General features: G+C 72.4%; 21 protein-coding genes and 3 tRNA genes. 14 read left to right on the top strand and 10 right to left on the bottom strand.

Annotated elements, in window-relative coordinates; genetic code table 11:
* Positions 1 to 96: 96 nt before the first annotated feature.
* A complete protein-coding gene (locus ABH940_RS35800) occupies positions 97 to 639 on the bottom strand; it encodes a helix-turn-helix domain-containing protein (RefSeq protein ID WP_370107177.1) in 543 nt (180 codons plus the stop codon).
* Positions 640 to 701: 62 nt separating this feature from the next.
* On the opposite strand from ABH940_RS35800, the gene ABH940_RS35795 reads away from it, so the two are divergent.
* The 3 genes from ABH940_RS35795 to argH all read left to right on the top strand — a co-directional run bounded on the left by ABH940_RS35795 (position 702) and on the right by argH (position 4,739).
* Entirely contained in the window at positions 702 to 1,976 is a 1,275-nt protein-coding gene (locus ABH940_RS35795) for an alpha/beta fold hydrolase (protein ID WP_370107176.1), read from the top strand.
* Between the two features lie 136 nt (positions 1,977 to 2,112).
* The gene (locus ABH940_RS35790) at positions 2,113 to 3,309 is read left to right on the top strand and encodes an argininosuccinate synthase (RefSeq protein WP_370072660.1); all 1,197 of its coding nucleotides are present in this window, start codon (positions 2,113 to 2,115) and stop codon (positions 3,307 to 3,309) included.
* A 5-nt stretch (positions 3,310 to 3,314) separates the two neighbouring features.
* Complete coding sequence (gene argH / locus ABH940_RS35785; protein WP_370107175.1) at positions 3,315 to 4,739, top strand: argininosuccinate lyase; 1,425 nt, start codon at positions 3,315 to 3,317, stop codon at positions 4,737 to 4,739.
* A 102-nt stretch (positions 4,740 to 4,841) separates the two neighbouring features.
* On the opposite strand, the gene ABH940_RS35780 is transcribed toward argH, so the two are convergent.
* Complete coding sequence (locus ABH940_RS35780) at positions 4,842 to 5,456, bottom strand: hypothetical protein (protein WP_370072662.1); 615 nt, start codon at positions 5,454 to 5,456, stop codon at positions 4,842 to 4,844.
* A 181-nt stretch (positions 5,457 to 5,637) separates the two neighbouring features.
* The gene (locus tag ABH940_RS35775) at positions 5,638 to 6,276 is read right to left on the bottom strand and encodes a lysophospholipid acyltransferase family protein (RefSeq protein ID WP_370107174.1); all 639 of its coding nucleotides are present in this window, start codon (positions 6,274 to 6,276) and stop codon (positions 5,638 to 5,640) included.
* Positions 6,277 to 6,505: 229 nt separating this feature from the next.
* Between ABH940_RS35775 and ABH940_RS35770 the strand changes: the two genes are divergently transcribed.
* Entirely contained in the window at positions 6,506 to 6,817 is a 312-nt protein-coding gene (locus ABH940_RS35770) for a hypothetical protein (RefSeq protein WP_370072664.1), read from the top strand.
* On the opposite strand, the gene ABH940_RS35765 is transcribed toward ABH940_RS35770, so the two are convergent.
* Complete coding sequence (locus ABH940_RS35765; protein ID WP_370072665.1) at positions 6,806 to 8,335, bottom strand: FAD-dependent monooxygenase; 1,530 nt, start codon at positions 8,333 to 8,335, stop codon at positions 6,806 to 6,808. The two genes, ABH940_RS35770 and ABH940_RS35765, sit on opposite strands and share 12 nt — an antisense overlap.
* 324 nt (positions 8,336 to 8,659) lie before the next feature.
* On the opposite strand from ABH940_RS35765, the gene ABH940_RS35760 reads away from it, so the two are divergent.
* The 9 genes from ABH940_RS35760 to ABH940_RS35720 all read left to right on the top strand — a co-directional run bounded on the left by ABH940_RS35760 (position 8,660) and on the right by ABH940_RS35720 (position 21,250).
* The gene (locus tag ABH940_RS35760; protein WP_370072666.1) at positions 8,660 to 9,160 is read left to right on the top strand and encodes a GNAT family N-acetyltransferase; all 501 of its coding nucleotides are present in this window, start codon (positions 8,660 to 8,662) and stop codon (positions 9,158 to 9,160) included.
* A 418-nt stretch (positions 9,161 to 9,578) separates the two neighbouring features.
* Complete coding sequence (locus ABH940_RS35755; RefSeq protein WP_370072667.1) at positions 9,579 to 10,580, top strand: methionine ABC transporter ATP-binding protein; 1,002 nt, start codon at positions 9,579 to 9,581, stop codon at positions 10,578 to 10,580.
* A complete protein-coding gene (locus ABH940_RS35750; RefSeq protein ID WP_370107173.1) occupies positions 10,577 to 11,386 on the top strand; it encodes a methionine ABC transporter permease in 810 nt (269 codons plus the stop codon). Before ABH940_RS35755 ends, ABH940_RS35750 begins: the two co-directional genes overlap by 4 nt.
* A 79-nt stretch (positions 11,387 to 11,465) precedes the next feature.
* Positions 11,466 to 12,311 carry a MetQ/NlpA family ABC transporter substrate-binding protein gene (locus ABH940_RS35745; RefSeq protein WP_370072669.1) on the top strand — a complete coding sequence of 282 codons (846 nt, stop codon included), beginning with the start codon at positions 11,466 to 11,468 and terminating at the stop codon, positions 12,309 to 12,311.
* Positions 12,312 to 12,425: 114 nt separating this feature from the next.
* Positions 12,426 to 13,079 carry a GNAT family N-acetyltransferase gene (locus ABH940_RS35740; RefSeq protein ID WP_370107172.1) on the top strand — a complete coding sequence of 218 codons (654 nt, stop codon included), beginning with the start codon at positions 12,426 to 12,428 and terminating at the stop codon, positions 13,077 to 13,079.
* Positions 13,080 to 13,360: 281 nt separating this feature from the next.
* Positions 13,361 to 14,557, top strand: a complete 1,197-nt coding sequence (gene cbiE, locus ABH940_RS35735) for a precorrin-6y C5,15-methyltransferase (decarboxylating) subunit CbiE (RefSeq protein ID WP_370072671.1) — start codon at positions 13,361 to 13,363, stop codon at positions 14,555 to 14,557.
* Positions 14,558 to 15,114: 557 nt separating this feature from the next.
* Entirely contained in the window at positions 15,115 to 19,035 is a 3,921-nt protein-coding gene (gene cobT, locus ABH940_RS35730; RefSeq protein ID WP_370107170.1) for a nicotinate-nucleotide--dimethylbenzimidazole phosphoribosyltransferase, read from the top strand.
* Positions 19,036 to 19,196: 161 nt separating this feature from the next.
* A complete protein-coding gene (gene cobA, locus ABH940_RS35725) occupies positions 19,197 to 20,423 on the top strand; it encodes a uroporphyrinogen-III C-methyltransferase (RefSeq protein WP_370072673.1) in 1,227 nt (408 codons plus the stop codon).
* A 23-nt stretch (positions 20,424 to 20,446) separates the two neighbouring features.
* Positions 20,447 to 21,250 carry a TrmH family RNA methyltransferase gene (locus ABH940_RS35720; protein ID WP_370107169.1) on the top strand — a complete coding sequence of 268 codons (804 nt, stop codon included), beginning with the start codon at positions 20,447 to 20,449 and terminating at the stop codon, positions 21,248 to 21,250.
* Positions 21,251 to 21,263: 13 nt separating this feature from the next.
* Here the strand turns inward: ABH940_RS35720 and ABH940_RS35715 are convergent, their stop codons facing one another.
* From ABH940_RS35715 to ABH940_RS35705, 3 genes are read right to left on the bottom strand one after another with little or no spacing between them, the layout of a single operon-like run.
* On the bottom strand, positions 21,264 to 21,893 hold the full coding sequence (locus ABH940_RS35715) for a TIGR03086 family metal-binding protein (RefSeq protein WP_370107168.1): 630 nt from the start codon (positions 21,891 to 21,893) through the stop codon (positions 21,264 to 21,266).
* On the bottom strand, positions 21,868 to 22,347 hold the full coding sequence (locus tag ABH940_RS35710; RefSeq protein WP_370072690.1) for a hydrolase: 480 nt from the start codon (positions 22,345 to 22,347) through the stop codon (positions 21,868 to 21,870). The genes ABH940_RS35715 and ABH940_RS35710 overlap by 26 nt, the downstream gene beginning before the upstream one ends.
* 56 nt (positions 22,348 to 22,403) lie before the next feature.
* Positions 22,404 to 24,536, bottom strand: a complete 2,133-nt coding sequence (locus tag ABH940_RS35705) for a protein kinase (protein WP_370107167.1) — start codon at positions 24,534 to 24,536, stop codon at positions 22,404 to 22,406.
* 442 nt (positions 24,537 to 24,978) lie between these two features.
* Between ABH940_RS35705 and ABH940_RS35700 the strand changes: the two genes are divergently transcribed.
* On the top strand, positions 24,979 to 25,188 hold the full coding sequence (locus ABH940_RS35700; protein WP_196194181.1) for a hypothetical protein: 210 nt from the start codon (positions 24,979 to 24,981) through the stop codon (positions 25,186 to 25,188).
* 153 nt (positions 25,189 to 25,341) lie between these two features.
* Here ABH940_RS35700 and ABH940_RS35695 read toward each other — a convergent pair.
* The 3 genes from ABH940_RS35695 to ABH940_RS35685 form a co-directional block, all read right to left on the bottom strand.
* A tRNA-Val gene (locus ABH940_RS35695) sits at positions 25,342 to 25,413 on the bottom strand.
* 48 nt (positions 25,414 to 25,461) lie between these two features.
* Positions 25,462 to 25,533 (bottom strand) — tRNA-Val (locus ABH940_RS35690).
* A 74-nt stretch (positions 25,534 to 25,607) separates the two neighbouring features.
* Positions 25,608 to 25,678: transfer RNA gene (locus ABH940_RS35685), tRNA-Val, on the bottom strand.

Below are 25,678 nucleotides of genomic sequence, written 5' to 3'. Positions count from 1 at the left end.
CGTGTGTGCGGTGAAGCCTAGACACCTCCACCACACCGGAGGTCTTCGTCATGATCAAGCCCCCAGGACCGTCAACAACGCTCGTGGTCAATACACCTAGCTGGGACTCTCCGGTTGCTCGACCGGGAAGAGGATCGGGCTGAGCAGGTAGCGCGCGCGTTCCGGCGCGGGCTCGTTGCCGAGCAGCGGCACGATCGCCTGCTGGAGCGCGCCGATGAGCGTGGTCAGTTCCTCCAGGCTCAGCCAGATCCCGTGCTGCCGGTAGCCGACCAGGTCGGCGACGGGATCGGCTGCGGCCTGGTCCAGATAGCCGCTGAACTCGGCGATCAGCGTCGCCATCGCTGCCGTGAACGCATGCCGGTGGTCGTCCGCGGTGAGCGACGCGAGGGTTTCGGCGTCCACGGAGGCGTTCTCCTGGCGCAGGCGGTAGCCGCGCTCGACCGCGCCGCGGACGCGACGCTCCTCGGCGACCTCCAGCACGCCCGCGCCCGCGAGCTGGTCCACGTGCCGGTACACCGTGGCCTTGCTGGCGTCGGGGATTCGCTCGCACAGCTGACTGGTCGTCAGCATCCGCCCGCCGCGCAGGGCGTGGATGATGCGCAGGCGGACCGGATGCGCGAACAGTTCGAGGGAGTCCATCGTCGGATACTCTCATGTGTGCTACCTTTCGCAAAGGTGAGAATAATCGAAGGGGGCACCTCATGGAGGCAGCACAGCAAGCAGCGGTGGCCGTCGGGCTGACGGTCGTGGACCTGGCGATGCGAGGCGACTTCGCCGCGATCGAGGCGCGGTTCGCGCCGCGGCTGCGGGTGGCTCTCCCGGCCGGCGGGTTGCGCAAGGCGTGGGAGAGCGAGATCGGCATGATCGGAGCGGACCTGCGGCGCGGCGAGCCGACGACCGAAGAGATCGGCCCGGGGCTGGTCCGTGTCGGGGTCCCGCTGGTCGGTCGGCACGGCGGGCTGACGGTGCTGATGGGCATCGACACCGAGGGTGCGGTGCAGGGGCTGCGGCTCGACGGTGCGGGCGGCGGCGAATCCGCGTGGGCCCCGCCCTCCTACGCAGACCCGGCCCGCTTTGGGGAGCGCGAGGTCGTCCTCGACGCCGGACTCGGCCCCGTCGCGGGCGTCCTCACGCTGCCGCGGGTCGCCGCGCCCGCCCCGGGCGTGGTGCTCCTCTCCGGCGCCGGGCCCTTCGATCGGGACGGGACCGCCGGGCCGCTCAAGCCGCTCAAGGGGCTGGCGAGCCGCGGCGTCGCGTCGCTGCGCTTCGACAAGGTGACCGGTGTCCACACCGACCGCGTCGCCGCCACCCCTGGATTCACCCTGGCCGACGAGTACGTTCCGCACGCCGTCGCCGCCGTCCGTGCGCTGCAGGCGACCCCTGGCGTCGATCCCGCGCACGTCTTCGTGCTCGGCCACAGCGCGGGAGGCAAGGTGGCACCGCGCGTCGCCGCTGCGGAGCCCTCCGTCGCGGGGCTGGTCCTGTCCGCCGCCGACTCGGCTCCGATGAACCATGCGGCGGTGCGCGTCTTCCGGCACATCGCCGCGCTCACCCCGGGGTTGGCAGCGGAGGCGGAGCCGGCCATCGCCGAGCTGGAGCGCGAGGCGGCCCGGGTGGACAGCCCCGACCTGGCCGCCGACACGCCTGGCACGGAACTTCCGCTGGGCCTCTCCGGCGCCTACTGGCTCGACCTGCGCGGCTACGACCCCGTCGCGACCCTCGCCGCGCTGGACGTGCCCGCGTTGGTGCTGCAGGGTGGGCGCGACTACCAGGTGACGGTCGCCGACGATCTCGCCCTCTGGCGCGCGGGTCTCGACGGGCGGCGCGGGGTGACCATCAGCGTCCACGAGCGGGCCGACCACTTCTTCTTCATGGGGGACGGCCCGGCCACGCCGGCGGACTATGCGGTCCCCGGACATGTGGACGGCGTCGTGGTCGGGGAGATCGCGGACTGGATCGCTGCGCAGCGGCTTTGAATTTCATACGGGGGCATGCATAATTATGCCTAGCGCCGCGAGGCTCTGCCCGCGTAGTCGCCATGTGCTTCCGTGGTCGCCCCCGGCGGTCCTGGATGCATGCCCCCGTCTGCCCTGTGAGTGATTGGAGATAGCCGTGACCGAGCGCGTCGTACTTGCCTACTCGGGCGGTCTGGACACGTCCGTCTGCATCGGCTGGATCGCCGAGGAGACCGGCGCCGAGGTGATCGCCGTCGCCGTCGACGTCGGCCAGGGCGGCGAGGACCTGAACGTCATCCGCGAGCGCGCCCTCGCCTGCGGCGCCGTCGAGGCCGAGGTCGCGGACGCCCGCGACGAGTTCGCCGACGAGTACTGCCTGCCGGCCATCAAGGCCAACGCCCTCTACCAGGGCGAGTACCCGCTCGTCTCGGCGCTCTCCCGCCCGGTCATCGTCAAGCACCTGGCCGCCGCCGCCAAGAAGCACGGCGCCACTACGGTCGCCCACGGCTGCACCGGCAAGGGCAACGACCAGGTCCGCTTCGAGGTCGGCATCGCCAACCTGGCGCCCGAGCTCACCTGCATCGCCCCGGTCCGCGACTACGCGATGACCCGTGACAAGGCGATCGCCTTCGCCGAGGCCAACAACCTCCCGATCGCGACCACCAAGAAGTCCCCCTACTCGATCGACCAGAACGTCTTCGGTCGCGCCGTCGAGACGGGCTTCCTGGAGGACATCTGGAACGCGCCGATCGAGGACGTCTACGACTACACCCAGAACCCGGCCGTCGCCCGCGACGCCGACACCGTCGTCATCTCCTTCGAGGCGGGCGTCCCGGTCGCCATCGACGGACGGAAGGTGACGGTCCTTCAGGCGATCGAGGAGCTCAACAAGCGGGCCGGTGCGCAGGGCGTGGGCCGCCTCGACATGGTCGAGGACCGCCTCGTCGGCATCAAGTCCCGTGAGATCTACGAGGCTCCGGGCGCGATCGCGCTGATCACCGCGCACCAGGCGCTGGAGAACGTCACCGTCGAGCGTGAACTGGCCCGCTACAAGCGGCAGGTGGAGCAGCGCTGGAGCGAGCTGGTCTACGACGGCCTGTGGTTCTCCCCGCTCAAGCGCGCCCTGGACGGCTTCGTCAACGAGGCCAACCAGTCCGTCACCGGCGACATCCGGATGGTCCTGCACGGCGGCCGGGCCGTCGTCGACGGCCGCAAGTCCGCCGAGTCGCTCTACGACTTCAACCTGGCCACCTACGACACCGGCGACACCTTCGACCAGTCGATGTCCAAGGGCTTCATCGAGATCTTCGGCATGTCGTCGAAGATCGCCGCCAAGCGTGACCTCCAGGGCTGATCGACATGGCCAAGACTGAAGACGTCCGGCTCTGGGGTGCGCGGTTCGCCGACGGTCCGTCGGAGGCGCTGGCTGCACTTTCAGCAAGTGTGCACTTCGACTGGCGGCTCGCGCCGTACGACATCGCCGGATCCAAGGCCCACGCCAAGGTCCTGCACCGCGCCGGACTGCTCACCGACGACGAGCTGACCCGGATGCTGGACGGCCTGACGGCCCTGCTCGCCGACGTCGAGTCGGGCGTCCTCACCGGCACCGTCGCCGACGAGGACGTGCACACCGCGCTGGAGCGCGGCCTGCTGGAGCGGCTCGGCCCCGAGCTCGGCGGCAAGCTGCGCGCGGGCCGGTCCCGCAACGACCAGATCGCCACGCTGGGCAAGATGTACCTGCGCGACCACGCGCGGATCATCGGCGGCCTGATCCTGGAGCTCCAGCAGGCGCTGGTGGGCCTCGCCGAGGCCCACCCGGGCGTGGCCATGCCCGGCCGCACCCACCTGCAGCACGCCCAGCCCGTCCTCTTCGCCCACCACGTGCTTGCCCACGTCCAGGCCCTCGGCCGCGACGCGGAGCGGCTGCGCCAGTGGGACGTGCGGACGTCCGTCTCGGCGTACGGCTCGGGCGCGCTGGCGGGCTCCTCGCTCGGCCTCGACCCGCAGTACGTCGCGGCGGAGCTCGGCTTCGAGGGCGGCTCGGCGGCCAACTCCATCGACGGGACGGCCTCCCGCGACTACGTCGCGGAGTTCGCCTTCGTGACGGCGATGATCGGCATCAACCTCTCCCGCATCGCGGAGGAGGTGATCATCTGGAACACCAAGGAGTTCGGCTTCATCACGCTGCACGACGCGTTCTCGACGGGCTCGTCGATCATGCCGCAGAAGAAGAACCCGGACATCGCCGAGCTGGCCCGGGGCAAGTCCGGCCGCCTGATCGGCAACCTGACCGGCCTGCTGGCCACGCTCAAGGCGCTGCCGCTGGCGTACAACCGGGACCTCCAGGAGGACAAGGAGCCGGTCTTCGACTCCTGCGACACGCTGGAGGTGCTGCTCCCGGCGTTCACCGGGATGATGGCGACCCTGACGGTCCACGAGGAGCGTCTGGAGGAGCTGGCCCCGGCTGGCTTCTCGCTGGCCACGGACATCGCGGAGTGGCTCGTCAAGCGCGGCGTCCCCTTCCGGGTGGCGCACGAGGTCGCGGGCGCCTGCGTGAAGTTCTGCGAACCGCGCGACATGGAGCTGTGGGATCTGACGGACGAGCAGTTCGCGGAGATCAGCCCGGCGTTGACCCCGGACGTCCGCGAGGTCCTCTCCGTCCACGGCGCGATCGCCGCCCGCGACGGCCGCGGCGGCACCGCGCCGGAGGCGGTCGCGGTCCAACTGGCAGAGGTCAAGTCCAACCTGACCCTCCAGGAGGAGTGGCTCGCCGCCAAGCGGTAGTCGCCCCCGGCGCAACCCGCCACAACCCTGCGCAACATGGCGCTGCGGCACGGGCCCCTCGTACGAGGGGCCCGTCGCTGTACCCGGGGGTGCGTGGTGCTGCTACTTGGACCAGGTCACCACCGCGTTGGAGTTGCTGGTGTTGGCGATGGAGGTGACCGCCACGGTTCCCGTGGCGCCCTGGTAGGCGCCGGTGCCGCCGGTGATCTTGAGGGTGATGGTCGGGCTCTGTGAGGCGAAGTTCTGGACGGAGTTGTCCGCGAGGAGCATGCCCTGGCTCGTGCCGATCTGCGCGGAGCAGGTGGCTGTCCCCGGCAGCTTGGTGAACAGGCAGAAGATGTGGTCGGTGGCGGAGACGTCGGAGGAGTGGCCGGCCTGGGTGCCCGCGTAGTCGTTGTCCGTGCTGATGAAGTAGTCGCCGACGGCCGGGCTGGTACTGGGGTTCGTGATGGGCTGGCCGTTGACCGTGTACATGTTGGACAGGGTGTTGACGCTGTAGAACTTCCATACGGTGGTCGTCGTGCCACCTGAGGCGCTGGTGGAGCCGCTCGGGGTCGCGCCCGCCGAGGACGTCGTCATCGGCGGCGGGCCGGAGGGGCCGGCCGAACCGGAGCCTGCGGCCACGGCACCGGTGGCACCGGCGGTCACCACCAGCAGCCCCGCGGCGACCGCGCTTGCGGCGGCAAGGAATCGCGCATCTCGCGCATGGGAACTCATCGGGTCCTCCCGGGATCGGGGACCCCTCGCACCATTGTCACGCGCCCTCGGACGCGGCGCCGGTCAGGAGCCGCGTCCGAGGGCGCGTGCGACGTCAGGCGGCCTTCTTCAGTTCCGTCTCGGACTTCGCCGCCTTCGCGGCCAGCAGCTTGGCCTTCGTGGCGTACATGTCCACGTACTCCTAACCGGAGAGGTCGAGGATCGCGGAGACGATCTCGTCCGTCACCGCCCGCAGCACGAAGCGGTCGCGCTGCATGCCCTCGTACCGGTCGAAGGTCAGCGGCTTGCCGAAGTGGATCTCGGGGCGGGCCCGGAACGGCCTGCGCCAGCGCATGCTGCCGTTGGCCTGGACCTCGTCCGTCGCGACCAGGCCGACGGGGATGACCGGCGCGCCGCTCGCGAGCGCGAGGTGGGCGACACCCGTGCGCCCGCGGTGGAGCCGGCCGTCAGGGCTGCGGGTGCCCTCCGGGTAGATGCCGAACAGGCGTCCCGCCGCCAGCTCGCGCATGCCCGTGTCGATCGCGGCCGTGGAGGCGCGCCCGCCGCTGCGGTCGACCGGGACCGCGCCGACGCCGCGGAAGAAGGAGGCCATCAGCCGGCCCTTGACGCCGCGGCCGGTGAAGTACTCCTCCTTGGCGACGTAGTGCACCTGACGCGGCGCGGCCAGCGGGAGGAAGACCGAGTCGCAGAACGACAGGTGGTTCGGCGCGATGATGGCGGGGCCGTCGAGGGGGATGTTCTCCACCCCGGTGACACGAGGGCGGTAGAGCGTGCGGACCACGGGGCCGACCACGATCCTCTTGAGCAGCCAGTAGAACACCGTTCCTCCGTCATCTGTAACTGGCGCGGGCGCGATGCGCAGGATCCTAGTCGCCTCCCGTTACCGACGGGTACACCGGGCGACGTGCTCCCGGTTACATTCCGTTGATCGCTTGATTACGCCTGAGTGTCGCTGGCTTTCCTGTGGTTTGCCCTCGTTCGGGTGGCGGTCCCGCCGAGGCCGCAGCCGAGGCACCGTCACCGGCCGTTGTCCAGGCATGAGCACAGGCATGAGCACGGGCATGGACAGTGTGTACATGTTCCCGGAGTACGAGGTCCCGGCCGGACTGCGGCTGCCCCGCCTCGCCACCTGCCCGGAGGCGCGCGTCCTCGCGCGGGAGCGTGCCGCGGAGGTGCGCGCCGCCGTCGCGCTGCTGCCTGCCCGGTGCGCGGAGCTGGTGGGCGCGCTCCTCGACGAGCCCACCACCGACTACGGCGAGCTGGCCGCGCGGCTGCGGATGCCGCGCGGCAGCATCGGGCCGACGCGCTCACGCTGTCTCAGCTGTCTGAGACGGCGCCTCGGTCCACTCTCAGGCCTGTAGGTCGCTCACGGGCGCCGGTTCCCCGAGCCATCCACCGATGCCCGCGCTCATCTGCTGCGGCGTCGGGCCGTCAGCCGCCCAGGCCACGTATCCGTCCGGGCGCACCAGCACTACCCGGTGGTTCAGCCGCGGCGAGGTGACGTGCAGCAGCCGGTCCGACCAGCGGTCGTCGGATGCCTGGCCGTTCGCGCTGACCAGGACGAACTTCCCCTCCCGCAGGGCCTCGTAGAGCCGGGACGGGCCCTTGCCGTCATGCTCCGCGTCGCGGGACAGCTCCAGATCGGGGGCGCGTGTGCCGACGTACGGGTGGGAGCCGGACGGGGCCTGCTTGTGGTAGGAGATGCCGATGCCGGAGATCTCCAGCCCGCCGCGTCGGGTCAGCGGGCGCAGTCGGCTGCCGACGCCCAGCATCAGCCTGCGGGCCAGCCGCAGTGCCGGTTCGTCACCGATCGACAGGCGCAGCAGACCGCCGGAGGTGCGCAGGACGTGCGCCCCGACCGGGTGCCGCTCCGCGTGGTAGCTGTCGAGCAGATCCCGCCCGGCCCAGCCGCGCAGCGCGGCGGCCAGCTTCCAGCCGAGGTTGGCGGCGTCCTGGAGGCCGGTGTTCATGCCCTGGCCGCCGGCGGGGGAGTGGCAGTGCGCCGCGTCGCCCGCGAGGAAGACCCGGCCGACCCGGTAGGTCGGCGCCTGCCGCTCGTCGCTGTGGAACCGGGAGAGCGCGCGCGGCTCGTGCGGGCCGAAGTCCTCGCCGAGGATGCGCGTGGTGACCCGGCAGAGCCGGTCGAAGTCGACGGGGGCGCGGTCCGGCTGCTGGTCGTGCCGGTCCCAGGTGAGGATCCGGTACCAGCCGTCGCCGTAGGGCGCCATGAAGGTGAAGCCGGCCTCGCTCGCGCCGACGTTCAGCAGGCTGGACGGCTCCCGTTCGAGCCGGACGTCGGCGAGCATCACCGACTGGATCGCGGACTCGCCCGGGTACGGAACGCCCAGCAACTCGCGCACGGTGCTGTGGACGCCGTCGGTACCGACGGCGTACGTGCCCCGGAAGGTGACGGCGCCGCCGTCCACGGTCGCGTCGACCTCCACGCCGACGGCGTCCTGGCGCAGCGCGGTGACGTGGGCCCCGCGCACGAGGGTGACCCCGGCGTCCAGGGCGCGGCGCTGGAGCACGGCCTCGGTGTTGTACTGAGGGGTGATCAGGACCATGGGGAAGCGGCTGGGGAGTTGGCCCATCTCCACCTTGAGCCTGCCGAAGATCTGCAGGTTGTCGATCTGCGCCCCGGTCTCCATCAGCTCGTCGGCCAGGCCACGGGCGTCCAGCTGCTCCAGCGTCCGCGCGTGGACGGCGAACGCGCGGGACAGGTTCGACTCCTCCTGACGCTTCTCCAGCAGCGCCACGCGAAGCCCGGCCGCGGCGACGTCCCCGGCCAGCAGCAGGCCGGTCGGCCCGGCGCCGACGACCAGGAGGTCGTAGTCGGTCTCGACGGCCCTGCCCGCGTCGGTGTTCTTGCCTGTGCGCATCGCTCGTTGCTCCCCGGAGAAGTGGTGAGGCGGTGAGGTGGCCGGACGTCAGGGTGTCCCGACGTCGGGGCGCTCCGTTCGAGTGTGGCGTGAGGAGTGTCACTCTGGCGCTAACTCGGCTGTGTCGCAAGGAAAGCCGCTCCGGCGGGCGAACCGGTCCGACGACCGCGCAGGTTGCAATCGGAGTACCACGGGGTAAAGGGCTCTGGAACGTTCGCCGGTGGCACCGCATGATCGTCGGGCGGACCACACCTCCGGTCAGCATCCCGGTCGCTTCCCCTCAGTTCCGCGCGGCCGGGCTCACGAGAAAGGGAGGAAGCGCACATGGGCATGAGCGTGACCACCTCGGTCGCCACCGAGGACGATGCCGAGCGGATCCTGAAGCTCCAGTACCTCTGCTACCAGGACGAGGCCGAGCTCTACGGCGACTGGGCCATCGACCCGCTGACGGAGAGCCTGGAGAGCGTCCGGGCCGAGCTGAAGGACCGTCGCATGCTGGTCGCCCGCCTCGGCGACGAGGTCGTGGGGGCGATCCGCGGTTGGGTCGACGAGGACGGCGTCGGCAGGATAGGGCGGCTCTGCGTCCACCCGCGGATGCAGCGTCACGGCCTCGGCACCCGGCTGGTGCGCGCGATGGAGACCCTCCTCACGGCCGAGGACCCGCGTCCCCGCTCGTTCCGCCTCTCCACCGGGCATCGGAGTGTCGGCAACCTCCGCCTCTACCAGCGCCTCGGCTACCGCCGGGTGGACGTGGAGGAGGTCAACAGCCGACTGAGCTTCATCGGCCTGGAGAAGCCCGTGGAGGACCTGGCCGCGACCGCCTGATTTCCTCAAGGCGCGGTTGCGCTGTCCAGGGGCGTGGGGAACTGCGCGAGAAACCACTGACATGCGGATGGCCCCGCCCGTTCGGTGCCCTACCTGCGTGGGTGGCTTGTCGCGCGGTTCCCCGCGCCCCTTAGATAAGTGCAACTTCTCTATTGCCCAAGCATTCGTTTTGGATGATCCCAGGATCATCTGTTTTACTGAGTCCCATGACAGCGAACACGACCTTCCTCCTCACCGGCGCAACGCCGGCAGGTGGTCGTGGCATGCGCGCCATGACGCGCAGCCGCTGTCGAATGTGCGGCTGCTGAGCCTCCCCGCTCGGCCTCGTCCCCGCCCGTAGAGCTCCGCTCCGGGTTGCCCCGCACGCCCCTTCTCGCGCGAGTGCCACGCCCTCGCGCGCCGACCCACGGAATCACCTGTGATCACCACATCTGACCTGCGTAAGGTCTACCGCGCCCATGGCCGGGACACCGTCGCTCTCGACGGCGTCGATCTCCACGTCCGCACCGGCGAGGTCTACGGCGTCGTCGGTACCAGCGGCGCCGGGAAGAGCACGCTCATCCGCTGCGTCAACCTGCTGGAGCGGCCCTCCTCGGGCGGCGTCCAGGTGGACGGACGCGAGCTGACCGAGCTCTCCGCGAGCGAGCTGCGGGCCACCCGCCGCTCCATCGGGATGGTCTTCCAGCACTTCAACCTGCTGGCCCGCCGCACGGTCGCCGAGAACGTCCAGCTGCCGCTGGAGCTGACCGGGCTCACCCGTCGCGAGCGGGCCGCCAAGGCGGCCGAACTGCTCGACCTGGTCGGCCTCGCCGACAAGGCCCGCGCCTACCCGGCGCAGCTGTCCGGCGGACAGAAGCAGCGCGTCGGCATCGCCCGGGCGCTGGCCGGAGATCCGAAGGTGCTGCTCTCCGACGAGGCGACCTCCGCGCTCGACCCGGAGACCACGCGCTCGGTGCTCCAGCTGCTGCGCGAACTCAACCAACAGCTGGGCCTGACCGTCCTGCTGATCACGCATGAGATGGACGTCATCAAGTCCGTCTGCGACTCCGCCGCGCTGATGCGGGCGGGCAAGGTCGTCGAGTCCGGCACGCTGAGCGAGCTGCTCGCCCGGCCCGGCTCGGAGCTGGCCCGCGAGCTCTTCCCGCTCGGCGGCGGCACGCCCGTCGCCGGTGACGAGCCGCTGCAGGGCAGCACCCTGGTCGACATCACCTTCCAGGGCGACGCCGCCGTCCAGCCGTTCATCTCCCAGCTGGCGCGCACCTACAACGTCGACGTCAACATCGTCGGCGCGGCCGTCGAGACGATCGGCGGGCGCCAGGTCGGCCGGATGCGCGTCGCGCTGCCCGGCAGCTTCGAGGAGAACGTCGTACCGATCGGCTACCTGCGCGAGCAGGGGCTTCAGGTGGAGGTGGCGGCGTGAACTGGTCGGACATGCAGCCGCTGCTGTGGCAGTCGACGCAGGAGACCTGCTGGATGGTCGGCCTGGCCACCCTCGCCACCGTCGTGGTCGGCCTGCCGCTCGGACTGCTGCTGGTGCTGACCCGCCGTGGCGGGCTGCTCCAGAACGCGGCGATCAACAAGCTGATCGGCGCGATCGTCAACATCGGCCGCTCGCTGCCGTTCGTGATCCTGATCGTGGCCATCATCCCGTTCACCCGCTGGCTGACCGGCACCACGCTCGGGTGGCAGGCGGCGACCGTGCCGCTGGCCGTCGGCGCGATCCCGTTCTTCGCCCGGCTGGTCGAGACCGCTGTCGGCGACGTGGACGGCGGGCTGATCGAGGCAGTGCAGGCGATGGGCGGCTCGACCTGGACGGTGGTCCGCAAGGCGCTGCTCCCCGAGTCGCTGCCGGGTCTCATCTCGGCGCTGACCACCACCGTCATCGCGCTGATCGGCTACTCGGCCATGGCCGGCACGGTCGGCGGCGGCGGGCTGGGCACGCTGGCCATCAACTACGGCTACATGCGCTTCGAGACCACCTTCATGTGGGTCATCGCGGCCGAGCTGGTCGTCCTGGTGACGCTGGTCCAGTTGCTCGGCGAGGGGCTCGCCCGCGGCCTCGACCACAAGCGCGGCACCACCTCCCGACGGTTCACCCTCGCACTTTCGTTCCGACGGACCGTCACCACCCCCAAGACCTCTGTGGTCGCAGCGTCGGTCACCGACGACGCGACGGCCACGGACACCCCCGCGCAGGAGCCGGTCGCCTCCGGCACCACGCGCTGATCCACCCTCACCACACGTAAGCACCGCGAGCAGAGCACCACCAAGCACCGCTCGGCACAACCAAGGAAGGGCACTTTTCGTGCGTACCTCCGTGAAGCTCACCACCACCGCCCTCGTCACCGGCGCCCTGGCCCTCTCGCTGGCCGCGTGCGGCTCCGGTTCGACCTCCGGCAGCGCCTCCGGCTCGGCGGCCGACGCCGACAAGCCGCTGATCGTCGCCGCCTCGCCGACGCCGCACGCGCAGATCCTCGACTTCATCGCGAAGAACCTCGCGCCCAAGGTCGGTCTGAAGCTCCAGGTCCAGGTGGTGACCGACTACGTCACCCCGAACCTCGCCGTGCAGGACGGCTCCGCCGACGCTGACTACTTCCAGCACCTGCCGTACCTGGAGGACTTCAACAAGACCCACGGCACCGACCTGGTCTCCGTCGAGGCCGTCCATCTGGAGCCGCTGGGCCTGTACTCGAACAAGGTGAAGTCGGCGAAGGCGCTCGCCGACGGGGCGACCATCGCGGTGCCGAACGACGCCACCAACGAGGGCCGTGCCCTCAAGCTGCTCGCCGACAACGGCCTGATCACCCTGAAGTCCGACGCCGGCATCACTGCCACGCCGGACGACATCGCGAGCAACCCGAAGCACTTCAAGTTCCAGGAGATCGACGCGGCCCAGCTGCCGCGCACCCTGAGCGACGTCGACGCGGCCGTCATCAACGGCAACTACGCCCTCGACGCCCACCTCAGCCCGACGAAGGACGCGCTGCTGCTGGAGAAGGCGCAGGGCAACCCCTACGCCAACATCCTCGCCGTCAAGGCCGGGAACCAGAACGACCCGCGGGTCAAGAAGCTCGCCGAGCTGCTGCACTCGCCGCAGGTCAAGCAGTACATCGAGAAGACCTTCGGCGGGGCGGTGATTCCGGCCTTCTGACGGAGCGAGTAGCCTCGTTCTCCCACAGTCGTCAGTGCCTGTTCGCCCCGGAGCAGTTCGGCGCGCCGGGGCAAACAGGTGACGGCGGCCCCCACCCTGGAGCATGATCGTTCCATGAGCAGCAGCGATACGGCGACCGGACCGTCCGGGTCCGCGGCGGGATCCGCGTGCGGATTCCCGGATATCACCATCAACACCGATCGCCTGGTGCTGCGCGCCCTCGAGCCGGAGGATGCCCCGGCTCTGGCCGAGATGCTGAACGACGAACTGGTCCACCAGTGGACCACCGTGCCCCACCCCTACACCGCCGCCGACGCCCACGCCTGGGTCCACGGCCGGGCCGCCCGCGAGCGCGACAGCTGCCGGGGCCTGGTTCTGGGGGCGGTCGAGTTCCTGACCCAGCGTCTGATCGGCACCGTCCGGCTCCGCGCCACCGACTGGCGGCTGCGCAGCACCGAGGCGCAGGTCGTGGTCGCGCCCTGGGCACGCGGCGAGGGCTACGCCGGCGAGATCGTCCACGCAGTCGCGCAGTGGCTCTTCGAGGACCAGAAGTTCGAGCGGATGGAGCTCCGCACCGCCGCCGGCAACACCCCCGCCCAGCAGGTGGCCCAGAAGCTGGGCGCGATCAGCGAGGGCGTGCTGCGCAGCTCCTGGCTGGTGCGCGGCGCCGACGCGACGCCCGACCGCGAGACCCGCTCCGACCTGATCGTCTGGAGCCTGCTGCCCGAGGACCTGTTGGTGGAGGACCTCGAGCCCGGCTGGTCCTGAGTCCCGCCCTTTCCTTGGCTCTCGTCTCCTTGGCCTCGTCGGAGCTCACAGCTTTCCCGGGGTGATCGCGGACCCGGAACCCGTTAGCCTGTCCGTCGCGGACGCCGGGAGCTTGCTCGCTCGCGCGGTCGCGTACCGTTCGTATGCCCGCCCGACGCACGCGACGCCCGACCCGGACGACACGCCCGGGCTGCGCGTCGGCGCTGAACCCGCACAGAACCGACACACCGACACAGACCGCGCCGAGGCCGCTGGGGGCATCGTGAGGAGGCGGAACCGCCGTGGCTGACCGCGTCACCGTCATCGGCTGGGACGGCTCGCCGCTCAGCCAGTCGGCCCGCGCCGCGCTCGACGCGGCCACGCTGGTCGCCGCGGGCGGTAACCAGCTGCAGGGGCTCGGCCTGGGCAAGGGCGTCGAGCGGATGGTGCTGGGCAGCGTCGAACTGGTGGCCCGCAGGATCGCCGAGCACCGCGGCGCGGCCGTCGTGGTGGCCGAGGGCGACCCCGGGTTCTTCGGCGTGGTGCGCACGCTGCGCCGTCCCGAGTTCGGGCTGGAGATCGAGGTCATGCCGGCCGTCTCCGCCGTGGCCGCCGCCTTCGCACGGGCCGGGATGCCGTGGGACGACGCCCAGATCGTCAGCACCCACAACCGCGGACTGCGCCGTGCCGTCAACATCTGCCGCGCCCACCCGAAGGTCGCGGTGCTCACCGCGCCCGGCGCCGGACCGTCCGAGCTTGCGCTGATGCTGCGCGACGTGCATCGCACCTTCGTCATCTGCGAGGCACTCGGCACGCCGGAGGAGAACGTCACCGTCCTCACCTCCGACCGGGTCCCCAACCACCTGTGGCGCGACCCGAACGTGGTGCTGGTCGTCGGCGGGCCCGCACGCACCGAGTCGCTGCCGCCCTCCGGCTGGCTCGCCGGCCGCCCGGTCGACTTCCCCGGACCGGCGCGTGGCTGGGCGCTGCCCTCCGAACAGGCCGGGTACGAACGTGAACTCCCGGCCCCGGTGCGGGCGCTCGTGCTCGCCCGGCTCGGCCCGCGCCCCGGTGACCTGCTCTGGGACGTCGGCGCGGGCGACGGCGCGGTCGCCGTCGAGGCGGCCCGCTGCGGCGCGGCGGTCATCGCCGTCGACCGCGACGCGGACGCCTGCGCCCGCCTCGACGTCAACGCCCGCCGCGCGGGCGTCGAGGTCCAGACCGTCCCTGGCACCGCGCCGGAGGCCCTCGCCGACCTGCCCGAGCCGGACGTGGTCCTGGTCCGCCACGGCGCGGACGTGCTGCGCGCCTGCCTGACCCGCCGTCCGGAACGGATCGTCACGGTTCCTCGCACACTCGGCCAGGCCGAGGAGGTCCGCCACGCTTTCGCGGAGGCGGGCTACACGGTCTCCGGCACTCTGCTGCAGTCGTCTCCGCTGGACGCGAGCGGCGAGTTGGGCGCGGCGGTGCCGCGGTACGTGCTCTGGGGCGACCGTTAGGGCGCTTTGAGCGGTGGGCGCGGGGCTCTGCTGACCTGCCGGGTGTGGTCGCACCTCCAGGGGCGCGGGGAACTGCGCGGCAAGCCACCCATGACGGATGGTCCTCAACGCACAGGGCCATTCGCACCGGGTGGTTTCTCGCGCGCGCAGTTGATCAACCAGTTCCCCGCGCCGCTGGAGGTGCAACTTCCCCCTGCCAAGACGATCCCGTCCGCGCGCGGCGTGCTTCGCACACGTGTGCGTCCATGAGGCAAGACCGTGGCACTGCCCGTCACTGACGGCAGGTAGGCTGACGCTCTGTTCTTACGGGGCGAGCGCAACGTGGCGGAAGCCACAGCGCGGGCGGGCGTGCTCGTTGGCCATCGCCCCTGATGGGACGGAAGAATGCCGGGTGAGTCCGGGGCGATCGTGCCGGTTGCCCGGGTTCTGTCGTTCTTGTTTGCGGCAGGCCGGTGCTCTCCGGCCCACCGCGGCGAGGCGAGGACCGGAACGGTGGGTGTCGCGGTCGCGCACCGCGTCGCCGCGCACGCCAGGCGGCCCTGGAAGGAGCCAGTGACATGAGCGAATCCGGCATCGTCCCGAACGGGGGGCAGGTCTCGGGCGCCGAGCCGGAGCAGGTGCCGCAGGCGGTCGGCCGCCCTGCGTACACCTTCCTCGACGAAGTCGACGACGAGGAGGAGCTGCTCATGCCCGGTCCGCAGGACGCCTGGAACGAGGCCACGGCGCGGGGGCAGGGCGCGCCGATGGCCGCCCCGCACGCCGCGCAGGTGCCGGTGGCCGCCCAGATCCCGCAGGCGGCGCAGCCGGTGCAGGTCGCCGAGGCGGCGTACCTTCAGGGCGGCGTGCCGGGCCCGGAGATGTACGCCCAGCAGCCGGTGCTGGCCGAGCCGTCCGTCCTTGCGGCGCAGCCGGTGCAGGTGTCGAGCCCCGGCCGGCCGATCGACCCGCTGACGGACCCGCTCCCGCAGCTGTTCAACGATCCGCTGACCGGCCCTCACACCGATCCGCTGCCGCAGGCCGTGGAGCCGGTCGCGCCCGTCGCGCCGGTCGGGGCAGTCGCCCCCGAGGCCATGCCTGCGGGTGACGTCGCCTACGCGCAGGCGCACAACGGTGCCCCCACGCCGTCCTGGCCGCCGGTCGCGCCGCCCGCGCTGCACGCCGAGGCCACGCCGGACGCGCTCGGCTTCGTCCCGGCCGAGGCGATGCCGCAGGCACCTGTGCAGGCGCAGCCGGAGTTCCAGCAGGACGCCCAGGCAGGGCACGCAGCAGAGGTCCAGCCCGGCGGCGAGCAGCCGCAGACGCAGTCGGTCGAGGCCGTGGCACAGGCGTCGGGCCCTGGCATCGCGGAGCAGCAGGCTCAGCAGCGGCGTCCGCTGCACGCCGGTCCGCCCATCCCGGACCCGTCCCTGATGACGGGCCAGGTCCCGGTCCGCTCGCTGGCCGACCGCGGGCCCAGCGGCGGCAACTCCGGCCTCCCGTCCGCTACCCCGCCGCACGGCATCCCGGTGCCGGTCGCTCCGGTTCCGGCGGGTGCCACCAACGGCTCGCCCGAGTACCTCGACCATGCCGTCGCAGCGGAGGCGGTCCAGGCCGCGGTGGAGACTCAGGCCGACCCGGCGCAGACCCAGGCCCAGACTCAGGCCCAGGCGGGTGCGCCGATTGCGGTCGCCACCGCCGTGCCCATGCCCGTCGTTCCGGCGCAGATGCCCTCCCCGGAGAGCACGCTGGGCGGCAACCCGGTGGTGGCGCAACAGCACGCCGAGGCCGTTGCCGGGCCTTCCGGCGAGCCGGTTGCACCGGTCGAGCCCGTCGCTGCAGACACCCCGAACGTCGTGGTCGCCCCCGTGGAGCCCGCCGAGCCGGTCGCGGTCGAGGCGCCCGTGGAGTCGCAGCCGCAGCAGGCGGATCAGGCGGAGCAACCCGCCCAGGCGTCGCCGTCGGAAGAGCCGCAGGCCCAGGCCGCCGCCGAGGCTCCGGTCGCAGAGGCCGTGATTCCGCCACAGGGCGGGCGCGCTGACGCTCCGCAGAGCCGGATCGCCAGCTTTATCGCGCCCCCGTCCGGTGCGACCGCGGAGACCCTGGCCGCTCCGGCCGAGCCGGAGGTCACCGCCCAGGGCACCGGCGTGCTGACCGTCGACCCGGAGCTGGTCGCCGCGCAGCCTGACGCCACGTCCGAGGCCCCCGCCGAGACGCAGCCGCAGGCCGTCGCCGAGACCCCGAGCGACGTCGAGCACGTGAACGAGATCGTGAACCAGAACGACGCCCCGACCGAGTCGCCGGCCGTCGAGAACGTTGTGGAGCCCGCCGTCGAAACCATCGCTGAAACCCCTGTCGAGTCCGCCGCCGGCTCCCCGACCGTGACCGACCCCGCCGTCGAGGCAGTCGCTGAGGCTGTCGAGCCCGGCGCTGCCGCCGAGGCGCCTGCCGATGCCGCGCGGCCCGAGGCCGTCACCGCGCCCGAGCAGCCCGCCGAGGCGAAGCCCGAAGCGGCCGAGGACGCGACCCACGCGCCCGGCACCCGGGCTGACGCCGAGCAGGCCGAGCAGGCCGAGCGGCCGGAGCAGTCGGACGCCGAGAAGTCGGACGTCCCGCAGCCCGAGGCCGACGCCGCGCCCCGGCCCGAGGCCGACCCCGCCGCCGAGGCGGAGGCCGAGACGGACGCCGGAACCGAGGACGCCCACGACGCCAAGGACGCCGACGAAGCGGAGGACGAAGAGGTGGACGGCGAAGCAGCCCCGGCCTACGACGAGGACATGCGCGAGGCGGTCCACCGCGTCATGCGCGAGCGGCGCGACATCCGCAACGGCTTCCGCACCGACCCGATCCCGCACGAGGTGCTGATCCGCGTCCTGGAGGCCGCGCACACCGCGCCCAGCGTCGGCTACTCGCAGCCGTGGGACTTCGTGGTGATCCGCTCCGCCAAGACCCGGACCCGGATGCACGAGCTGGCGGAGCGTCAGCGCGACGTCTACGCCGACTCCCTCCCCAAGAGCCGCGCCAAGCAGTTCAAGGAACTGAAGATCGAGGCGATCCGGGAGACCCCGGTCAACATCGTGGTCACCGCCGACCGCACGCGCGGCGGTCGGCACACCCTCGGCCGGCACACCCAGCCGCAGATGGCGCCGTACTCGGCCGCCCTCGCGGTGGAGAACCTCTGGCTCGCCGCGCGGGCCGAGGGCCTCGGCGTGGGGTGGGTCAGCTTCTTCGACGAGGAGGAGCTGGTCCGCGAGCTCGGTCTGCCGGACCACCTGGAGGTCGTCGCCTACCTCTGCGTCGGCTACGTCAACGAGTTCCCGGAGGAGCCGGAGCTCGCGCAGGCGGGCTGGGCCAAGAAGCGCCCGCTCTCCTGGGTCGTGCACGAGGAGACCTACGGCCGCCGCGCCCTCCCGGGCGAGGAGCCGCACAGCGTGCTGCAGGAGACCCTGCGCGGTATCCGCCCGCTGGACGCCAAGGCGCTCGGTGAGGCGTGGGACCGGCAGAAGCGGATGACCAAGCCGGCCGGCTCGCTCGGCATGCTGGAGATAATCTCCGCGCAGCTCTGCGGTCTCTCCCGCAAGTGCCCGCCGCCGATCCCGGAGCCCGCGTGCGTCGCGGTCTTCGCGGGCGACCACGGCGTGCACGCCCAGGGCGTCACCCCGTGGCCGCAGGAGGTCACGGCGCAGATGGTGGGCAACTTCCTGGCGGGCGGCGCGGTCGTCAACGCCTTCGCCACCCAGCTGGGCGCCGAGGTCTGCGTGGTCGACGTGGGCGTCGCCTCCGAGCTGCCCCCGGCGATCGAGTCCGGCCGCACCACCGGCCTGCTGCCGCGCAAGGTCCGCCCCGGCACGGCTGACATGACGCAGGGCCCCGCGATGTCCCGCGAGGAGGCCATGCGCGCGCTGGAGGTGGGCATCGAGACCGCCCGTGACCTCGTCGCGGCGGGCAACAAGGCGCTGGTCACCGGCGACATGGGCATCGCCAACACCACCGCGGCGGCGGCGCTGATCTGCGTCTTCACCGGCGAGGACCCGGCCGTCGTCACCGGCCGCGGCACCGGCATCGACGACGAGACGCACGCCCGCAAGGTCGGCGTCATCCGTCAGGCCCTGGAGCTGCACCGGCCGGACCCGGCCGACCCGATCGGCGTCCTCGCGGCGGTCGGCGGTCTGGAGCACGCGGCCATCGCGGGCTTCCTGCTGGGCGCGGCGTCGCTGCGTACGCCGGTGATCCTGGACGGCGTGATCGCCGGTTCGGCGGCGCTGGTCGCCAAGGCGATCGCCCCGGAGGTGCTGGCGGCGTGCATCGCCGGCCACCGTTCGGCGGAGCCGGGTCACAAGGCGGCGCTGGCGAAGCTGGGTCTGCGTCCGCTGATCGACCTCGACCTCCGTCTCGGCGAGGGCACCGGTGCGCTGCTCGCGCTGCCGCTGGTCCAGTCGGCGGCGCGGGCGATGCACGATGTCGCCACGTTCGACTCGGCCGGGGTCACCGAGAAGCACTAACGCCCTGGTGGGCGGCAGAATCGCTTCTGCAGTGACCTTCGCCATGTCGAGGCTCACCTTTTGCTGCCGCCTGTCGTTGCACTATCAAGGGGCGCGGGGCCCCTTAAGTCGTGCAACGTCCCATGTACTCAAAAGTTCTCGCGTCCCACGGAGTGCCGACCATGCCCACCGCACCGCTCGACGACGACACCACCCCGCCGTACCCCGTCGGGCTGCGCCTCGCCGGCCGCAGGGTCGTGGTGCTCGGCGGGGGACAGGTGGCTCAGAGGCGCCTGCCGGCCTTGCTGAACGCAGGCGCCGACGTGGTCGTGATCGCGCCGGAGACCACCCCCGCCGTCCAGGCGATGGCCGACGCCGGCGAACTCCGCTGGGAGCAGCGGAACTACCTGCCCGGTGACCTCGCGGACGCGTGGTACGCGCTGATCGCCACCTCCGACGCGGAGACCAACGCCGCGGCCGCGGCGCACGCCGAGACGCTCCGGGTCTTCTGCTCACGTGCTGACGACGCGTCCGCCGCCTCGGCGTGGACGCCCGCCAGCGGGCGGCAGGAGGGGACGGTCGTGGCCGTCCTCTCCGGCGACCCGCGCCGGTCCGCAGGCCTGCGGGACGCGATCATCGGCGGGCTGCGTGACGGCAGCCTCGCCGCTGCGCACCACCGCGGTCGCACGGCCGGGGTCGCGCTCGTCGGCGGGGGACCGGGCGACCCGGACCTGATCACCGTCAAGGGCCGCCGCCTGCTCGCCGAGGCCGACGTCGTCGTCGCGGACCGGCTGGCCCCGCGCGAGCTGCTGGAGGAGCTGCCGCCGCACGTCGAGGTGATCGACGCGTCCAAGATCCCCTACGGCCGGTACATGGCCCAGGAGGCGATCAACAACGCGCTGATCGAGCACGCGCGAGCGGGCAAGTTCGTGGTCCGGCTCAAGGGCGGCGACCCCTACGTCTTCGGGCGCGGGATGGAGGAGCTGATCGCCTGCACCGAGGCGGGCGTGCCGGTCACGGTCGTACCGGGCATCTCCAGCTCCATCAGCGTGCCTGCTGCGGCCGGGATCCCGGTGACGCACCGGGGCGTGACGCACGAGTTCAGCGTCATCTCCGGCCACGTCGCGCCCCAGGACCCGCGCTCGCTGGTCAACTGGGACGCCGCCGCCAAGATGCGCGGCACGCTGGTGCTGCTGATGGCCGTGGAGCGGATCGCCGCCATCTCCGCCGCGCTGGTCGCGGGCGGGCGCGCGCCGGAGACGCCGGTGGCCGTGGTCCAGGAGGGGACGACCGCCGCGCAGCGCGTCGTCCGGGCCACACTGGCCGATGTGGCCGCTGTCGTGGAGGCGGAGGGCATCCGGCCGCCCGCGGTCGTCGTGATCGGTGACGTCGTCGCCTTGGCACCGTGAGCCGTAGCGGGCAGGATCGACCCGTGGCCGAGCTCATCACCATCGAGGACCCGGAGGACCCGCGCCTCCACGACTACGTCGCCCTCACCGACGTCGAACTGCGCCGCCGCCGCGAGCCGGAGGAGGGCCTGTTCATCGCCGAGGGCGAGAAGGTGATCCGCCGTGCCCGGCTGGCCGGGTACCGGATGCGGTCGATGCTGCTGTCCGCCAAGTGGATCGACCAGATGAAGGACGTCATCGACGAGGTCCCGGCCCCGGTCTACGCGGTCACCCCGGCCGTCGCGGAGCAGGTCACCGGCTACCACGTGCACCGGGGCGCACTCGCGTCGATGCAGCGCAAGCCCGCCGCGTCGGTCAAGGACGTGCTGGCCGGGGCGCGGCGGGTCGCGGTCTTCGAGGACCTGGTCGACCATGCCAACACCGGCGCGGCCTTCCGCAACGCGGCGGCGCTCGGCGTCGACGCGGTCCTGCTCAGCCCGCGCTGCGCGGACCCGCTCTACCGACGCTCCGTCAAGGTCTCGATGGGCGCGGTGCTCAGCCTCCCGTACGCGGTCCTCGACGCGTGGCCGGACGGGCTGACGATGCTGCGCGACGAGGGCTTCACCATCGCCGCCCTCTGCCTCGCGGACCGGGCGATCCCGCTGGACGAGTTCGTCTCCCGCCCGCACGAGCGCCTGGCGCTGGTCTTCGGCACGGAGGGCAGCGGCCTCTCCACGGCGGCTCTGCGCGCGGCCGACGAGTGGGTCACCATCCCGATGGCCAACGGCGTCGACTCGCTCAACGTGGCCGCGGCCTCCGCCGTCGCCTTCTACGCCACGCGTCCCTGACCGGCCCTCCGGCTCAGACCGGAGCCCAGTCGGGATCGCGACCGGTCAGGCCGAGCAGACGGTCCAGCGGCGGCGCGTCGTCGGGGACGGCGACGGGCGGTCCGAACAGGCCCGGCGTGCCGTCAGGGTTCTGCGCGACGACGTCCTGAGCCCAGGCGGCTGCGATGGACACCGCCGCAGCCGCCTGGGCGTCGTCGGTGGGGAAGGCCTGTCCGGTGGCGACGGCCAGGTCCCAGCCGTGGACCAGCACCTCGTCCAGGCCGGTTGCTCCCGCGATCTGCCCCGGTAGATCAAGACCGCCGACCCTGGTCATCCCTTCCCAGGCGTCGGCCGACCGCCAGGCCTCGGCGAGCGTCTCCAGCCGGTCGGGCAGCCGGTCCCGCCAGTCGGCGCCGAGCCGCGACGCGTCCGGCTCCCGGGGCCGTCCGCCGTCCGGCAGCGTCTCCTTCCGGCCCGCCGCCGCGAAGGCGACGCAGAGCAGGTCGATGTGGTCGAGCAATGCGCCGACCGTGATCCCGGCACAGGGCGTCGCCGTGTCCAGCTGCTCGTCGTGCACGCCCCGCACGACTTCGGCGACCAGAGCGGTCGCGGGGCGGTAGTCCACGGGCCCGCCGGCGTCAGGTTCCGGCGTCTGTGTGGTCATGGGATGAGCCTCCTCGCTCCGAGCCGTCTCTCCGAGTCTCGCCCGGAACGACCGCTCCCGCCACGCGCTTGACGCCGATCAGCACCCGGTGGCGCTGGCGCGCACCGAAGTCGGCGAGGGACCAGACGGCCGGGCGGCCGACCTCGCGGGACAGGTGCAGGATCCGGTCCGGAGCGAGGCAGACGCCGACGTGGGCGCCGTAAGGGGCGGCGGTGGGGCCGAAGAGAAGCAGGTCCAGCGGTCGGGCGGTCGGGACGACGCGCGTGGCTGCCCGGTCCGACCACAGGTCCCTGGAGCGCAACGGCGGTACCCGCAGGCCGAAGTGGGCCAGCACGGCGTAGGCGTAGAGCTGGCAGTTCGCCCCGTCGGCGAGGCCCGGCCGGGCGGCGACGGCGGGGGAGCCGGGGTAGCGGGCGGCCAGGTAGGGCACGTCGACGAGCTCGGCCGGAAGCAGCTCGGAAAGCTCTCCGTGCCAAGGGAGTTCGCCCCCGCCCAGCTCCGTTCCGCCGCTCAGCCCTGCGTCGGGGAGGCGGACGTCGAAGCGCTTGCGGAGGCGGACCCCGAGGCCGTGGCGGACGCCGTGGGCGAGGTGACGCCGGATGCGGACGCCGCCGTGCTGCCCGGCCAGGTCTCGGTCATGGCGCCCTTGGCGGCGACCGTGTAGCGGGTGGTGCTGACCGTGCGGCTGCCGGTCGCCGGGGTGCTCTCCGCGCGGACCACCGCGCCGTTCTGGATCTGCCAACTGCTGTTGCCGTTGGGGTTGCCGGTCGAGGCGTGCGCGGCCAGCAGCACCGGGTCGCCGCTCGACGGGACCTGGTACAGCTCGATCATGTCCTCGGGCACCGCCTGGACCCGGCGGGTCAGCACGACCACTGCCGCGGGCCGGCCCAGGTACCGGGCGGGCAGCACCGTGGTCAAGGTGACCGGTGAGCCGGGGCCGGTACCGTGCCCGGCACGCAGGTCGATCCGGGAGCCGTCGGCCGGGTCCTGGTACGAACGCCCGCCCCAGTCGATCGCGGTGACCGTCTGGGCCGACGGGTCGCCGGCCGACATCGCGACCAGCCCCTGGCTCGCGTCCTGGGCGACGGACCCGGCGGAGGCCGTGGCGCTGTGGGCGGCCACGGGGCTCGCCGGGGCGGAGCCCTTGGGTGAACGGCTCTCGCAGCCCTGGGCGGTGGCGATGGCCAGCGCCACGCCGACGGTGACAGTGATGAAGACGATCAGCCGCTGCCGCAGCAACCGCCGCCGCGCGGCAGGACCACCGGGACGGTTGGCGGGCCGGTTCGGCGGGGGCGTGCGCTGTGCTCCACGCGGGGGCGCGGGACGGCGCGCGGGCGTGGGCTGCGGCTCGCGTGCCGTCGCCGGCGCCGGACGCCGGGTCCCGGACGGGCGAGCGGAGGCCGATCCGGAGGCCGCGGCGGAGGCAGTGGCGGATGCCGAACCGGCGTCGGAACGCAGGCCTGAACCGGCGTTGCCGCCGGACGCCGAGCCCGCCCGCGAAGCCGACGCGCCGGGGCGTGCCCCCGGCGGGCGCCCCTCCCGCGCGCCGGGACGCCGGGCGTCACGCGGCGCCGCCGCCGTCCGCTGCCCGTCGCGCTGCGCCGGACGCTGGGCTTCGCGATGCGGATCCCGGTGCGCGTCGCGGTGCAGATCGCGCTGCGCCTCTCGCTGTGCCTCCCGCTGCGCCTCGTGCCGGGCGCGCGGGTCCCGCTGCGGGTCCGGGAGCGTGTCCTGCTGGGGCTCACGCCCGTCGTGCCCGTCGTGCCCGGCACGCGCCTCACGCGGCGGACGCGCGGGCTGCTGCGTCGGCGGTGCGATGCTGCGGCCGATCGCCGCCCCACGCGCGGCCAGTTCGCGCAGCTTCTCGTGCACCTGGGCCGGGGTCGGCCGCTCCGCCGGATCCTTGGCCAGGCAGGCACGGATCAGCGGAGCCAGCGCCGCCGGAATCTCCGTCAGATCGGGCTCCTCGTGCACGACCCGATACAGCATCACTTCCGAGCTGCCGGACCCGAACGGCGTGTCCCCGGTGGCCCCGTAGGCCAGCGTGCTGCCGAGCGAGAAGATGTCCGTGGCGCCCGTCACACCGACGCCGCGCACCTGCTCCGGCGCGAGGAAGCCGGGGGAGCCGACCGCTGTGCCCACGTGCGTCAGGGTGCTCGCGCCGCTGGACCAGGCGATGCCGAAGTCGATGATCCGCGGGCCCTTGGGTGAGAGCAGGATGTTGGACGGCTTGAGGTCGCGGTGCACCACTCCGGCGTCGTGGACCTGGGTCAGGCCGTCTGCCAGCGCCGCGCCCACGGCGGCGAGTTCGGGCCAGTGCAGCGGACCGTCGTCGCCGACCCGCTTGTAGAGCGAGGGCCCGGGGACGTAGACCGTTGCCAGCCACGGACGTTCGGCGTCGATGTCGGAGGCGACGAGCCGGGCGATGCAGCCGCCGCGGATCCGGGACGCGGCGGCGACCTCGCGGGCGAAGCGGGTGCGGAACTCGTTGTCCTCGGCCAACTCGGCCCGGATCAGCTTGAGGGCGACCTTCTGGCCCTTGCGGTCGGCGCCGAGGTAGACATCGCCCATCCCGCCGCTGCCGAGACGGCGGTGCAGCCGGTAGGGACCGACGAGCCGCGGGTCCTCCCGTCGGAGCCGCATCATCGCCACCTTGCCGTCCCGTCCCACCGTCAGGTCGCCGCCGTGCGGCGGGTGCTGCCCGTGTGTCGTGCGTCTGTCGTTCGTCCTGCGGTCGCTCGGTCCGCCCGTCCGGTCGGTTCGCGCCGTCTGCCTGGGCACAGCTTACGGACTCGCGCCGCCGGTGTGCTGATACGCAACGCAGCGGCCGGCTCAGGGTTCTCCCTGAGGGTTCCGCCGGGGCCTTCTCCACCTCGGGGACGAGATCCACGGTCGGCGGGTCCTCCTCGGGGATGCACCGAGGACCCTGCGTCGGCATGACGACCGGGAATGCGGGGAGTCATACGGTGGTTGTGTGCGGTGGGCGGGACGCTCGTCCCCCGAGGTTCTCCGCCCGCCGCCCTCAGCAGACCGGCTCCGTCCGCGCGCTGCGGCAACACGAGTAAGGACGACGACGGTGACGGGCATGACGACGAAGAGGCGGATGGGGGAGTTGGCGATGGCGATGCAGACGGAGGGCCCCGCGCGGCGGCGCAGGTCGCCGGAGGGCACGAGGAACCCGCTGGTCGCGCTTGCCATCGCCCTGCCGGTCGCGGCGCTCCTCGCCTACGCGTTCGGCGCCTGGCACCAGTTCGCCTTGCAGGCGAACACCGTGGTGCAGCTGATGGGCCACTGAGGCCCGTCCCGACGGCCCTGTGCCGTTCCCGAGAACGGCGGGTGCCGTGTCCGGTCTGTCGGTGAGGGCAGCCCGGGCGCGGTGCTCGCGCGCCTTGCCCTCCGAGACGGGCAACGCGAAGGCCCCCAGGCTGAGCCTGGGGGCCTTCTTCGGTGCGCGATACTGGGATTGAACCAGTGACCTCTTCCGTGTCAGGGAAGCGCTCTCCCGCTGAGCTAATCGCGCGGGCGGTACTGCTGGGCCTTGCCGTGGTGCACGCCCCCGGAGGGGCAGTGCGCGATACTGGGATTGAACCAGTGACCTCTTCCGTGTCAGGGAAGCGCTCTCCCGCTGAGCTAATCGCGCGGGTGGTGCTGCGGTACTGCGGATGTTGCCGGTACTGCTGGGCCTTGCCATGGTGCACGCCCCCGGAGGGGCAGTGCGCGATACTGGGATTGAACCAGTGACCTCTTCCGTGTCAGGGAAGCGCTCTCCCGCTGAGCTAATCGCG

The sequence above is a fragment of the Streptacidiphilus sp. BW17 genome (genome assembly GCF_041262485.1).
Taxonomy (GTDB): Bacteria; Actinomycetota; Actinomycetes; order Streptomycetales; family Streptomycetaceae; genus Streptacidiphilus.
Note: the sequence above shows the minus strand (reverse complement) of the source record. Positions and strands in the feature narration are given on the sequence as shown.